We start from the raw sequence: 13,819 nt of genomic DNA on the forward strand, positions 1-13,819 counted from the left end.
ATACAAATGATTACTGTTTCCATGTACAAAATTCATATTTTCTCTATAATTCAAACATTACTTTATTTTATTGATTTTTTTAATCATGTTAGAAAATATTATTTATTCGGCAAAAGTTATTAGAGCCAAATTTGTCTCAGATAGACGTTATCTCACCAAAAGATTTATTGCTAAATTGGGTTATACCCCAAACTTTGATCAGCCTAAAAGTTTCAATGAAAAAGTCACCGCCAGAATGATCTATGAAAGAGCACCTTTACATACGAAATTAGCAGATAAATTTGCTGTACGCGAAATGCTTGCAGAGAAAATTTGTTATTCCCATTTTGTTCCACTGATTGGTGTATATAAGTGCTTTGAGGAAATTGACTTTAATCAACTTCCTAACAAGTTTGTTTTAAAATGCAATCATGACAGTGGCAGTGCAATTGTCTGTAATGATAAAGCGCAATTTGATATCAAAAAAGCGCAGCACAAACTCAATCACCACCTTAAACAAAATATGTATTTTAGAAAACGAGAATGGCATTACAAAGATATTGTTCCTCTAATTTTGGCCGAACAACATATTGATTTGTTTGTTGATCAAGACAATAAGCTGACCATTACAACATGCCGTGTTCATTGTTTTGAAGGTCAGCCTCGATATATTGAAGTCGATGTACAAGACAGCCAAGGCGTGGATTATTCAAATATGTATGACACATCTTGGGTGCTGCAACCCTTTACCGTTGATCTAAAAAGTAATACGCCAAGCTGTTTAGCACGACCGCAAAAATTAAATAAAATGCTTCAACTGTCAGAAGATCTTTGTTTTAAATATGGTTATAGTCGAATCGATTTCTTATTATCTCAAGACGATGTTTTCTTTAGTGAGATTACCTTAACCCCCAATGCAGGTCGTATGGTCATCACCCCAAGTGAGTGGGATGAAAAGTTAGGCGCTTTATGGCTGACTGATTAAGCCGAGCAAAAAGACCGACGCGTTCGGTCTTTTTTGTGATTTAATGCAATCATTCAATATCTAAAAATAAGCGCAATGACACCAATTAAAAACATTACCACAATTCAACCTTATCTAACCCTGTTACCTGACCACGAAGTCGTCTTCGCCCCTTCAAGTCTATTTCTAGCTCAACATTTACTTCCACTTGTTTCAATTGATTTATCCGCAATCAATCCAGCATGGCAAGGAAAAATTCATTTGCTCAATCCGATTGAACCTTATGAAGGTTATATCGGAAGTAATACCACAGAATTTTCTGATGCATTTGCCAATGAAAATTGGTTTATTATGCAATTAAATCAACAAAATCAATATGAATGGTTAGCAAACAAAAGATATTTTGCTTTAGAGAATCCTGATTGCGAGGCCTATCTAAAAACCCATCATAAAGAAATGTATGAAGATTACGTGCAGCTTAAACAGCGCTTTGCTGAAACTGGAAAAGTCATTTCAACATCACGCATTGAATATCAAAATGATTCTGCAACAACCCTGCTTGACCAATTAGGGGGTGAATGTGGCGGTGGAAACTGGACTTATCCGATTGATGAACATTTTGATTTACGCTACATCAACGCAGACCGTGATGATCAAGAGGTTCATATTTATGACCGTGATGGCAAGCGTTATTATTTTATTGCAGCTGTTGCTGGCTGGGAATATTGTTCACATGGGGCAGATTGGATTTTAATGTATTACCAACCTGAAACCCAACGCGTTTTATATACCTTTGATTGGTCATAACGTACCTTGTGCAAAGGTATATATTTCCACTTTTGCTTAGGCAACATCTTTCTGTAAGCGGCGTTCATGCAATTCAAGCAAATATTCATCCAATGCTTGAATTTCAGCTTTAGTAAATTTTAAATATAACTTGCTACGCCGCTTTAAAATATCCTGACTGGTGACCGCCCACTCTTGGTCAACCAAATAATCGACCTCTTGGGCATATAAACCATGGCCAAAGTCTTGACCAAGTTCATGAACAGATGTCGAATGATTTAAAAATTTCCATGTATAGGTTCCATAGGCATGTGCCCAACGGATTGCAGTTTCATGATCAAGCCCTTTGATTTTATTTTGAATTTCTAAAACCAATCCATCAACAGAAACCAAATTCTCAGCACCTGGCAGTAAGGATTTTTCAGTCCAAGCTTTCCCAGCATTAGGGAAAAATTTCTGCAAATGCTCCATGGCAGACTCAGCCAAGCGTCGATAGGTGGTTAACTTCCCACCAAACACAGAAAGTAAGGGCGCATCATTCTCATGGTCTTGTGATAAAGCCAAAGTATAGTCACGGGTGATTGCGGCTGGATTATCAGACTCATCATCACACAATGGGCGCACCCCTGAGAATGTCTGAATAATATCAGCTTGAGTCAGTTGCACTTTAAAATGACCATTGGATACATCAAGCAGATAATCAATCTCTTGCTGACTAATTTCAACATTATTCGGATCTGCTAAATATTCACGGTCTGTTGTACCAATCATGGTGTATTGATTGAGATAAGGAATTGCAAATACAATACGTTGATCATCATTTTGCATAATAAAGGCTTTATCACCGTCATATATTTTCGGCACAATAATATGACTACCTTGAATGAGGCGAATTCCATATTGCGATTTTAACTGAAGCTCTTGCTTAATGAATTGTGCAACCCAAGGCCCCGCAGCATTAACCAAAGCCTTCGCTTGTATGTGATAAATGCCCTGCTCATTTTCAAACTGGATATTCCATAAACCATGTTCACGTTGTGCTGAAATACAGCGTGTTTGCGTAACCACAGTGGCATTTTTTTCACGTGCTTGCATCGCATTTAAAATCACTAAGCGTGAATCATCTACAGCACAATCTGAGTATTCAAATCCGCGAGTGATCTCTGTTTTTAGTGGGCTAGTATAAGGATCAAATTCAACCAAATGTGAACCTGCAAGCTTCTCTCTTTTGCCCAAATGGTCATATAAAAACAGCCCCGTACGAATCAACCAAGCAGGACGCAAATGAGGTTGATGTGGCATGATAAAACGCATAGGACGAATGATATGCGGTGCTTTTGCCAGTAAGACTTCTCGCTCAGCCAACGCTTCTCGCACTAAACGAAATTCTTTATGTTCCAAATAACGCAGACCACCATGGATCAACTTACTGCTTGCAGACGAGGTATGACTAGCTAGATCATCTTTTTCACACAAGAACACAGATAAACCGCGCCCAGCAGCATCATTGGCAATACCAACACCATTTATTCCACCACCAATTACAGCAATATCATAATAAGTTTGTTGCTCATTGATTTGTGTCATAAACGCCACCACCTTTGATCATTTGCATATATTCACAATCATTTTTGAAAATATATTTTCGTTTGTTTTCATTTAAGAAAATAATAGATAGTTTTTTAATCGATGTCTATCAAAAAATGATCAATTTCACGTTTATCATATTTTCACTATGGATTTTAAAATTAGCTTAAACCACAGTTAAAGCCACTTCTGCTGCATGAATTTGTTTTAAATAATTTTCAGTGGGCACTTTATTGGTAAAAAGCCGATCTATTTCAGAAAGATGGCCTAAGCGCATCATTGCATGACGACCAAACTTGCTCTCATCTGCTGCTAAAAATACCTGCCGAGCACCTAAAATAATTTCTTGCGAGACAGACACTTCTTGAAAATCGAAATCGAGCATCGTTCCATCTTCATCAATCCCACTGATACCAATCAGGGCATAATCAACTTTAAACTGTTTAAAAAATTCAGAGGTGGCTTGTCCTATCACACCACCATCGGGGCGTACTTTTCCGCTGGCAATCAGTACTTCAAAATCATCATTCATACTTAAAATTTTCGCCACATTTAAGTTATTGGTGATCACTTTTAAGCCGCGATGTTGTAATAAAGCATGGGCAATAGCTTCGGTTGTTGTACCAATATTGATAAACAAAGATGCATGGTCTGGAACTGCGTTTGCAACAGCTGTTGCAATGCGCTGTTTTGCCGCTAAATTATGGCTGATCCGTTGGCTATACGCGGTATTGGTGACGCTTGAGTCTACCGCAGCGCCGCCATGATAACGACGTAATAGTCCGGCATCTGCCAATTGATTGATATCCCGCCGTACAGTTTGTGGGGTAACTGCAAAATGCTGTGCAATCTCATCAATACTGACATAGCCCCGAGCCTTAACCAATGCTAATGTTTGCTGTTGTCGAATCATCAAGTCCATAGATGTGAAACCTTATTGTTTTATTTTCAAAAATGAACATTTAGTTGCTATAAATAGCATGACTGCTTAGCTTACGACTAGATTAAATTTTTAAATTCTCCCAACTCAGCTTATCAAATTGTGTACATTTCATACATTTAGATGCAAGCAAATATGCTTTAACTTTAAGCTAAATTCTTATAATTTATAAAATATTTCAAATTAAATGCCTGTTTTAAAAAAAATATTCATTTATTTCTAGCATTTCTCATTCTAGATCAACAATAAACCCTCAACACAGCCAAGACCAAAGTCTAATAAGGTCTGCTTTCATTCAAGCGTATAACGAGCATTGTAATTATTTGTATCTCCCTCGTCATACTGACTGAAATTCTCTCTGTTTGATTTTTCTGCTTTGATTTTCATCCAAAATGAAAGTTAAACAGGCTGTATTTTGCATATTCTTTTGGAGAATTGCCTTGTCCAATTCATCTCCTCAAGTTGCCACTTCGCAACTTGATAGAAAAACTCGTTTCAAATCTATACTTGGTGGTTCAGCTGGTAATTTAGTCGAATGGTATGATTGGTATGTCTATGCCGCATTTACCCTCTATTTTGCACCTGTGTTCTTTCCTGAAGGTAATGAAACGGTCAAACTTCTCCAAGCTGCTGCAGTTTTTGCTTTAGGCTTTTTAATGCGTCCAATCGGCGCATGGATCATGGGCGTTTATGCTGACCGTAAAGGCCGTAAAGCGGGTTTAACACTTTCTGTTTCATTGATGTGTATTGGCTCATTAATCATTGCTTGTGCGCCATCTTATGATTCAGTCGGAATGTTTGCTCCTGCACTACTTTTATTTGCACGCTTATTACAAGGTTTAAGTGTTGGTGGTGAGTATGGCTCAAGTGCCACCTATTTAACTGAAATGGCGGGTAAAAATCACCGCGGCTTTTTCTCAAGTTTCCAATATGTCACCCTGATTTCAGGTCAATTACTTGCACTCTGTGTGCTAATTATCCTGCAACATAATCTTTCTGAAGAAGCCTTACATGCATGGGGATGGCGTGTTCCCTTCTTTATCGGTGCGTTGCTTGCAATTGTAGTGTTCTGGATTCGTCGTGGTCTGGTTGAAACAGAATCATCTAAACAAGCGCAACAACAAGCTAAAAATGGTGGTGAAACATCTGGTGCTTTGGCCTTATTCACCAAGTATCCTAAACAAGCATTTACAGTCATTATGCTAACAGCAGGCGGTACCTTAGCCTTCAATACATTTACGACTTATTTACAAAAATACTTAGTCAACACTTCGGGCTTTGAAAAAACCACCGCAACTGAAATTACCACAGCCGCAATCTTTATTTTTATGTTGATTCAACCTGCAGTCGGTGCACTTTCAGACAAAATTGGTCGTAAACCGATTATGATCACTTTTGGTGTACTCGGTGTGCTATTTACCATTCCTATTTTCAATGGTTTAGGCTCGACAACGGACCCTAAAACGGCTTTCTTCTTATGTATGAGTGGTATGGTCATTGTGACTGGATATACAGCCATTAATGCGGTTGTAAAAGCTGAATTATTTCCACCGCATATTCGCGCTTTAGGTGTAGCCTTACCTTATGCACTTGCCAACACTGTATTTGGCGGTACGGCTGAATTAGTTGCACTAAGTTTTAAAAATGCCGGGCATGAAAACTATTTCTTCTATTACATTACCTTCATGATCGGTTTATCTCTAATCACCTATGTATTTATGAAAGATACGAAAAAACATAGCCTGATTACAGATGATTAATTCACAATAAACTTTGCAATCTAATTCATTTAAAACAGCTTTTTTATTCACATGAAAAAGCTGTTTTATTTAAGCAATTCACTTATCGTGAAAATTGCAAAGCTATGGCATACTAAAAATAATTCAAAAAGCTAGGACTTTAAAAGATGAAAAAAATCACTTATGCAGGTTTAGGATTAATCGTTTTAGCTTTATCTGCATGTCAAACAACCCCTCGTCAATACAATGGCGTAACAGGTTATCAAATTGAAAATCAAACAGCAGATAGTGCAACCCTTGCGTATACCCTTTCAGGTCGTGCAGATCGCGATTTGGATGCGGATAAATTACAGCGCGCATGTCAAAAAGTGTTGGGTGCAAACAAAAACTATAAAATTTCTGTATTAAGTACCAATGAAATTATCAATCCGCAAACAGCAAAAGATCAGGCTGGCGTTCAACTTGGGCATAGCCGTACATCTTTTGGGCTTTCCAACACGCCAAGTCTAAATAACAGTGAAGATTATGCAACACGCCAAGCCTTAGATACCCGCCCAAGCACTTTACATGTAGTACGTTATACCTGTTCTTGATTTAAGAGATTTGTATTACAGAATAAAATAAGACGCTGTCATAGCGTCTTATAAAAACTCACATTTCTAAATTCTTTGGCTTCATCTAAATCAGGCCAAGTAGTTGCACTTCGTTCATCCAATTTTTGGTAATTCGGATGACTAAAGTTTTTCACTCGGCTATCTGCCACCCATACTTCTGGTGCAAATTTTAAAAATTCATCCAAGAAGAACCTGTTAGATTGATCATATAAAACATCTGCAGCCAATAAGACATCAACCTGTTCGGCTTTATATAAATCATCAAGATATTCAAGCTCTACATCATTGAGCAAGGCATTTTCACGACAAGCATCCAAACTTATTGGGTCGATATCACAACAGATGACACGTTTTGCACCTGCCATTTTGGCAGCAATTGCAACGACGCCTGATCCCGCACCAAAATCCAGCACCACTTTATCTTTTACATGCTGTGGCTCTGCAATCAGCCATTGTGCCATTGCTAAACCTGAAGCCCAGCAAAAAATCCAATACGGTGTATCATTCCAAATACGGCGAATGACCTCATCATCCAAACGATCTGTTGGAAAAACAGGTGGAATCAACCATAACGAAATTGGGCTTTCAGGCAACTGCTGTGCCAATAATTCGCATTGAGGAATTACTTCATGCAAAGCATCAAGTAAATGTTGTGGGGCTTTAGGAAATTGATAAGTACAGCTCATGCAAAATATGACCAAAATTATTATTTTGATATTGAGGAAATACAGCTTCTTCCTCATATTCGATAGACAGTAACATCATCTGCTAAGGTTCGAGAAGATACTTCTTGTTAAGTCTCAGATACTGCTACTTAAAAGTAGATCTTAAACGCGTTAAGCCAATGACCATTAAACTAATGACAATATTGCCTACTTTTACTGAAAAATAAACATTGCTATGTAAATGTAGGCTGAATTTAAGCACAGTGAATGCATGGCTTTCACTGTGCCCAGAATAAAACAGGACTTAAACTAACGCTTTTTCAGCAGCTTCCACAGTTTGACGAATCAACGTTGTGATCGTCATCGGACCTACGCCACCTGGAACTGGTGTATAAGCTGAAGCGACATCTTCAATACCGACCAATTGGATATCACCCACACCACCACCGTCACGAGGATGGAATCCAGCATCAACCACAACAGCACCTTGCTTAATCCAGTCTTTTTGGATTAATTCAGCTTTACCGACTGCACCAACAACAATATCAGCCTGTTTTACCAATTCAGCAAGATTTTGTGTACGAGAATGACAGATTGTCACTGTTGCATTGGCTTGAAGTAGCATCATTGCCATCGGCTTACCTAAAATAGCCGAACGCCCCACCACAACTGCATGCTTGCCAGCGATTTCAATCTTGTTTTCTTGAAGAATCGTCATGATACCTGCAGGTGTTGCCGAACCATAAGCAGCCTCACCCATTGCCATACGACCAAAACCCAAGCAAGTTACCCCATCTACATCCTTTTCAAGTGAAATGGCATCAAAGCAAGCACGTTCATCAATTTGTTCAGGCACAGGATGTTGGAGCAAAATACCGTGAACATCAGGATTGGCATTTAATTTTTCAATTTCAGCCAATAATTGTTCAGTTGTGGTTTCCTTACCTAACTCTACTTTTAAAGAATCCATACCGACACGACGGCAAGCATTTCCTTTCATGCGTACATACGTCGCAGATGCACCATCATCACCCACTAAAATAGTCGCTAAAATTGGGGTACGACCTGTTTTTGCTTTTATAGCTTCAACACGAGTCAACAAGTCTGCTTCAATTTGTTTCGCTAATGCGCGACCATCCAATACCAATGCCACGGCACATCTCCAAAGTAGATATGAATCAATTTTGCAAATAATACATGATTATTTAGACAATTTTCTTTCATATGCTGAATTTATGTGCATATGCATGAATTATAGTATTGTTTTTTTTTCAAAGATTGCTAATATGTGCATCACCAAGACATGGCGGGGTGGCAGAGTGGTCATGCAGCGGACTGCAACTCCGTGTACGCCGGTTCGATTCCGACCTCCGCCTCCAATCTTGTAAAGCCCGAGTGGTGAAATCGGTAGACACAGGGGATTTAAAATCCCCCGCCCACAAAGCGTGCCAGTTCGAGTCTGGCCTCGGGCACCATTTTAATTCTTGTTAAAATGGTGCAATAAAGAACCCAGCGATAAGCTGGTTTTTTTATGCCTAAAATTTTATATTGTTTTTTATGTTAATATCCAAAGTGAAATTTAGATAAGCGAAGCCTATATGATTCAAAACAAACAAGTTTCCCTCTATTTAAATCAATTACAACAACAATACCCACAAGCATTTAAGCGCAACTTTCTATTTTATAGTCAAATTAAAACCAAAGGGCTTTTAGATGAAGCAAAGGAATTTATTCCTTGGATTTTGTCGATTATGATTTTTTGCAGCATCTATTTTAGTTTAGGTCAGTATATTGCAAATCATTTTCCTCAATTCGATAGCTTTCAAGCCAATGGCATTGCCGCTTTAGCGATTATGTTATTTTTTATGATTATTGTTCCGATCATTATCAAACAAATAAAACACAGTTCGACGCATTTATACCAACAACTCAATAATATTCCGCTTAAGCTTGCGGTACTGATCGTCCTGCAAGCCCTCAATCTTTATTTTATAGAAAGCACCCTACTGCAAGGTCTGTTATTTTTCTTTGCAATGAGCTTTGGTTTTGTTAAATTTTATAAAGAAAATTTATTTAGAGATAGCACCAAAGACACTGAATATTACCAATTACAACAGATTCGAAAAAGCTGTTTATGGGCTTATAAACAAGCCAAGAAAGCCAAATTCAAAATGCGATTCTTAGCCAAAGATTCTGAGAAATATCAATTTTATCAAAAGCGCTTAGTCACCTTTTTAGAATTACATTTAGAACTATTAAAATATGAAAATGAAATGTGTAAAACCTATAAATATGAAGATTTAGATGCCTATATGGACAGTATGATGTAATCCATCTATAGCATTAAAAAAGCCGAGTGATCTAAACTCGGCTTTTTTAGGCTTGAAAATTTATGCACTTTTCTGAACAGTCTTCACATCAACCAAATTGTTATTTAAAACCACTTGATGAGCACGAGCCGTATCCACCATATAGGTTTTTTCCTTAATGCTATTTAAGAAAATCCAATCCGCTTGTACCTGTTGTGCTGTAAAGCTGACTTTTAAGTAGCCTCGTTGATTTAAATTGGTGTAATTCAATTCATCAATGAGCGTGGTGAAGGCCATTTCAAACTGTTGTAACTGTGCCAAAGGAATACTTAAATACTTTTCCATCCCTGGTGAAGAGACCGAACTGGTTGCCAATTCAACCCCAACAAAATCACCCGCTTGAGTATGCAAGTCAGCAGACCATGCATTATGGGTATCCCCCGCCAACACCACAACTTTCTTATTTAATGCTTTGAATGTGCCATATAAAATTTCACGTTCTGCATAGTAGCCATCCCAAGCATCCAAATTATAGGGTGCAACTGTGGTTACACGGGCTTTTTCTGTGGCGGTTAATGTTGGATCACCACTTTTCAAGCGAACTTTTAAAGTAACTAACTCAATGATCTGCTGATTCATTTTTGCCAAAGTTTCGGCGGTAACATTTCCACTGGTAATTGCAGATAAAGACAATAGCAATTCAGCAGGGATTAACATTTTTGCCATCAAAACTTGCTGTCCCAACACATTCCAAGTCGCTGTAGATTGTGCCAGCTTCTTTTGTAACCACTCACGCTGGGTATAACCCATCAGTGTGCGCGTAGTACTGGTTAAATCTGTCTGGAACTTAGCGATATCTAAACCAGAAGCCGTCATATAATTGGCATAATCAAGTTGCTTGTCACGAGCCAAAATACGCGTATCTAACATGGTCAATTGTACCAATGAACCAAAGTCAAATTGGCGATAAATATTCAAATGATCTGTTGCAGATACAGGACGAATCGGCATCCATTCAAAATAGGCCTGTAAAGCTGCCAATTTACGGTCTAAGAAATTTCCTTCATTGGCTTGATGGTTTTCTGCACCGTCTTTCCATGCATCATTTGCCAGTTCATGGTCGTCCCAAATCACGATAAAAGGATGACGTGCATGTGCAGCCTGTAAATCACTGTCAGTATGGTAAAGTGCATAACGCTTACGGTAATCATCCAACTTGATAATTTCTTTATCATTGTCAGCAGCGAGTGTACGACCCAGCTTTACCGCCTCTTCTGTGGCATATCCATCTTTACCATATTCATAGATGTAATCCCCCAAATGGATGATCGCATCGACCTCTTGTTTTGCCATTTCCTTATACACATAGAAATAGCCAGCAGGATAGTTTGAACATGAACACACCGCAAACTGCACCGAACTGGTGGTTTCAGGTAATGTTTTGGTACGCCCTGCTGGCGAAATCACCGAACCGAATTTAAAACGATAATAATAAGCTTGCCCAGACTTAAGCTTGTCTGCATCGACTTTAACGGTAAAATCCTGAGCTGATGCTGTTTGTACTTTTCCAGTATTGATCACTTGCGTAAATTTATCGTCTGTGGCAATTTCCCAAACCACTTCTAAACGCAAAGACGTATCCTGCGGCGTAATACGTGTCCACAAAATCACACGATCTTTTAATGGGTCGCCACTGGCAACACCATGCAAAAATTCAACTTTTGTAGTAGGAGATGTTGAGTCGTTGTTATCACTCCCACAAGCAGTCAACGACACTGGTATAGATAATGCCCCAAAACTGGCTAATGACTTTTGAATAAGTTCACGGCGTGAAATTGAGTTTGGCATTGAAGTTGGTTTCCTCTAAGTTTTTTTATCCAATCAATTTAAAGGCTTAATATTTCGCTTTAATCTCAAATTGATGAAAAAATCATGACAAAATACCCATTCAACTGCTTAAAATGCTTTATTTTCAAACATAAGCACATGAATTGATTGAAAAGAAAGCAAATCGACATAAATACGCTTGCCAAGAGAAAAACTGTCCTTTATTATTGCGCACATGCCCGAGTGGTGAAATCGGTAGACACAGGGGATTTAAAATCCCCCGCCCACAAAGCGTGCCAGTTCGAGTCTGGCCTCGGGCACCATTTTAAGTCTTATTAAAATGGTGCAATAAAGAACCCAGCGATAAGCTGGTTTTTTTATGCCTAAAATTTATAAATCATCTATAAATCGCCCATTTACAAATAACTCAAAGTTCAATACATCTTGCTAAAAAGCTTGATAGCTCAACTATATTTTTCTGGTTATTTTTCATTAAAAAACTTATAATATAATAAATTTACATTAATTATTAATATTTTCATAAACTTAATTAAACCAACACCATGTCTGAAATTACTACTGAAACTCAAAAAGCCGCCCCTATATTTCCTCGAATATTCGCATTTATCATCGACTGTATTACCGTCGGCGTAGCCTGTTTAGTGACGGGCAAAATACTCTACCCATATTTTGAAAATTCTCCTTTTATTTTCCAATGTATAGGTACGCTCCTCTGTCTATTTTATTTTGCTGCTTTTAACAGCCAGATAGGTAATGGTAAAACCATTGGGAAAATTCTGGGTAAAATTAAGGTAAAAGACTTAAATGGTACTTCAATTCCATTTATGCATTCTCTGGTTAGATCAAGTATCTTTATCATTCCATTTTGCTTTGCAGGTTATTTACAAACATATTCAACTCAGCATCTTTTACTCAGTCTGCTTGTGGCATTTTTTCAAAGTATTGTTTTTGCCTGTTTCTACTTGGCAATTTTTAATGGAAATAGCCAACAATCTCTGCACGATCTACTCAGTGAAACTCAAATCCTCAGAAACGCTCAATCCAATATTCCACGCCAATCTGTATGGAACATTCATTACTACATCATTGCGCTGTTAACCATTGTGATTTTTTCTGTCAATTTATGGAGTTATTCCCAAAGCAAAACAATGTCAGCCAATAATTTTAGTTTGATCTCTGATGACATTAAAAATGCTCAAGTTGAAAGTCGCCATACCTTCATTGGAGAGGCTGAATCCACAAATCAGGTTTTAATTTTAAATGTGAATGAGCCAGATTATCTCGATGACCTTGATCGTGCTGAAACATTGCTAGAAAAGATTAATCAACAACACGCTGAGGTGTTAACGCAATACAACATCAATCAGGTGCAATTTAACTTTTCTTATCAATTTGGCTTGGCTAAATTATCAAAAACAACGCTTTATGATTATAAAAAGACGCCTAAAATTAGCTTAAGTTATATTGGGGATAGTACAGGGATGAACCTTGGTTTTTAAACAAGACCAAGTCTCGCTGTTAAAGTTTAAATCTTGTAGATAAAAAAAGACCACGTTTTTGGAAACGTGGTCTATAAAAATGGTGGCTATGACGGGACTTGAACCTGTGACCCCCGCATTATGAGTGCGGTGCTCTAACCAACTGAGCTACATAGCCTAAAACTGTGCGCGCATTATCTGCTGTAAACAATGTTACGTCAAGCACTAATTAAAATAAAATTCATCGAAGTGAGCCGATAAGCCGGGTTCTGTCTAGAACGATCATTCCTCTAGGCGCATGATCACTCATACGCTCAAGCGACCTACCCGGATCCAGCATGGGCCATGCCTATAGGATCCCTATTTGGTCTTGCTTCCGGTGGGGTTTACCATGCCATGAACTGTTACCAGCCATGCGGTGCGCTCTTACCGCACCCTTTCACCCTTACCTTCCATTTCTCCGAAAAGAAACGATATTGAAGGCGGTCTACTCTCTGCTGCACTTTCCGTCGGTTCACACCGCCCAGGCGTTACCTGGCACCTTGCCCTATGAAGCCCGGACTTTCCTCCCCTGCTTCAATCACGGAGATCTCCACAGCAGCGATCGTCTGGCTCACTTCGGGGCGTATCCTAACAAATTTCTCGGCTAATTGCTTGCGCTTTTTTGAGCAATTAGTTTTTTATACTTTTCCATCAAGTCGTCTTGGCTCTCTACATGGTTCGGATCGAGCGGAATACAGTCGACTGGACAGAAAAGCGCACACTGTGGCTGATCAAAATGCCCGACGCATTCTGTACATAGGTTTGGATGGATTTCATAAATCTCCTCCCCCATAAAAATGGCATCATTTGGACATACAGGCTCGCATACATCACAATTGATACATTCATCAGTGATAATTAAAGACAC

The 13,819-nt window shown here is 38.5% G+C and carries 12 protein-coding genes, 4 tRNA genes and 1 other RNA gene; 9 read left to right on the top strand and 8 right to left on the bottom strand.

All coding sequences use genetic code 11. The annotated features are described in order from the left end of the window. Positions 1 to 85 precede the first annotated feature (85 nt). Complete coding sequence (locus FY049_RS03225) at positions 86 to 964, top strand: ATP-grasp fold amidoligase family protein (RefSeq protein WP_327858265.1); 879 nt, start codon at positions 86 to 88, stop codon at positions 962 to 964. 75 nt (positions 965 to 1,039) lie between these two features. Further along, on the top strand, positions 1,040 to 1,750 hold the full coding sequence (locus tag FY049_RS03230; protein ID WP_446083187.1) for a hypothetical protein: 711 nt from the start codon (positions 1,040 to 1,042) through the stop codon (positions 1,748 to 1,750). Positions 1,751 to 1,786: 36 nt separating this feature from the next. Here FY049_RS03230 and glpD read toward each other — a convergent pair whose 3' ends face one another. Together glpD and FY049_RS03240 are read right to left on the bottom strand one after the other, a co-directional pair. Further along, positions 1,787 to 3,316, bottom strand: a complete 1,530-nt coding sequence (gene glpD / locus FY049_RS03235) for a glycerol-3-phosphate dehydrogenase (protein ID WP_262781944.1) — start codon at positions 3,314 to 3,316, stop codon at positions 1,787 to 1,789. A 166-nt stretch (positions 3,317 to 3,482) separates the two neighbouring features. Further along, positions 3,483 to 4,238, bottom strand: a complete 756-nt coding sequence (locus tag FY049_RS03240; RefSeq protein WP_056514315.1) for a DeoR/GlpR family DNA-binding transcription regulator — start codon at positions 4,236 to 4,238, stop codon at positions 3,483 to 3,485. A gap of 458 nt (positions 4,239 to 4,696) precedes the next feature. Here FY049_RS03240 and FY049_RS03245 point away from each other — a divergent pair, with 458 nt between their 5' ends. Continuing rightward, the gene (locus FY049_RS03245) at positions 4,697 to 6,016 is read left to right on the top strand and encodes an MFS transporter (RefSeq protein ID WP_056514318.1); all 1,320 of its coding nucleotides are present in this window, start codon (positions 4,697 to 4,699) and stop codon (positions 6,014 to 6,016) included. Between the two features lie 146 nt (positions 6,017 to 6,162). Further along, a complete protein-coding gene (locus tag FY049_RS03250; RefSeq protein ID WP_004722461.1) occupies positions 6,163 to 6,588 on the top strand; it encodes a hypothetical protein in 426 nt (141 codons plus the stop codon). A 38-nt stretch (positions 6,589 to 6,626) separates the two neighbouring features. Here the strand turns inward: FY049_RS03250 and FY049_RS03255 are convergent, their stop codons facing one another. Both FY049_RS03255 and folD read right to left on the bottom strand, forming a co-directional pair. Then, positions 6,627 to 7,295 carry a class I SAM-dependent methyltransferase gene (locus FY049_RS03255; protein WP_004819654.1) on the bottom strand — a complete coding sequence of 223 codons (669 nt, stop codon included), beginning with the start codon at positions 7,293 to 7,295 and terminating at the stop codon, positions 6,627 to 6,629. Between the two features lie 283 nt (positions 7,296 to 7,578). Next, positions 7,579 to 8,427 carry a bifunctional methylenetetrahydrofolate dehydrogenase/methenyltetrahydrofolate cyclohydrolase FolD gene (gene folD, locus FY049_RS03260; RefSeq protein ID WP_004722464.1) on the bottom strand — a complete coding sequence of 283 codons (849 nt, stop codon included), beginning with the start codon at positions 8,425 to 8,427 and terminating at the stop codon, positions 7,579 to 7,581. 152 nt (positions 8,428 to 8,579) lie between these two features. On the opposite strand from folD, the gene FY049_RS03265 reads away from it, so the two are divergent. From FY049_RS03265 to FY049_RS03275, 3 genes are all read left to right on the top strand, one after another. Then, positions 8,580 to 8,653, top strand: a tRNA-Cys gene (locus FY049_RS03265). A gap of 10 nt (positions 8,654 to 8,663) precedes the next feature. Next, positions 8,664 to 8,749, top strand: a tRNA-Leu gene (locus tag FY049_RS03270). A 123-nt stretch (positions 8,750 to 8,872) separates the two neighbouring features. Then, complete coding sequence (locus tag FY049_RS03275) at positions 8,873 to 9,604, top strand: hypothetical protein (RefSeq protein WP_004722467.1); 732 nt, start codon at positions 8,873 to 8,875, stop codon at positions 9,602 to 9,604. Positions 9,605 to 9,664: 60 nt separating this feature from the next. On the opposite strand, the gene FY049_RS03280 is transcribed toward FY049_RS03275, so the two are convergent. Further along, positions 9,665 to 11,431 carry an alkaline phosphatase D family protein gene (locus tag FY049_RS03280; RefSeq protein ID WP_446083188.1) on the bottom strand — a complete coding sequence of 589 codons (1,767 nt, stop codon included), beginning with the start codon at positions 11,429 to 11,431 and terminating at the stop codon, positions 9,665 to 9,667. Positions 11,432 to 11,647: 216 nt separating this feature from the next. On the opposite strand from FY049_RS03280, the gene FY049_RS03285 reads away from it, so the two are divergent. Continuing rightward, positions 11,648 to 11,733, top strand: a tRNA-Leu gene (locus tag FY049_RS03285). Between the two features lie 240 nt (positions 11,734 to 11,973). Next, the gene (locus tag FY049_RS03290) at positions 11,974 to 12,930 is read left to right on the top strand and encodes an RDD family protein (protein ID WP_446083189.1); all 957 of its coding nucleotides are present in this window, start codon (positions 11,974 to 11,976) and stop codon (positions 12,928 to 12,930) included. 80 nt (positions 12,931 to 13,010) lie between these two features. Here the strand turns inward: FY049_RS03290 and FY049_RS03295 are convergent. The 3 genes from FY049_RS03295 to FY049_RS03305 form a co-directional block, all read right to left on the bottom strand. Beyond that, positions 13,011 to 13,087, bottom strand: a tRNA-Met gene (locus FY049_RS03295). 64 nt (positions 13,088 to 13,151) lie between these two features. Further along, positions 13,152 to 13,529, bottom strand: an RNA gene (rnpB, locus tag FY049_RS03300) — RNase P RNA component class A. Positions 13,530 to 13,555: 26 nt separating this feature from the next. Next, entirely contained in the window at positions 13,556 to 13,819 is a 264-nt protein-coding gene (locus tag FY049_RS03305; RefSeq protein ID WP_004722473.1) for a YfhL family 4Fe-4S dicluster ferredoxin, read from the bottom strand.

The sequence above is a fragment of the Acinetobacter sp. 1125_18A genome (assembly GCF_052824985.1).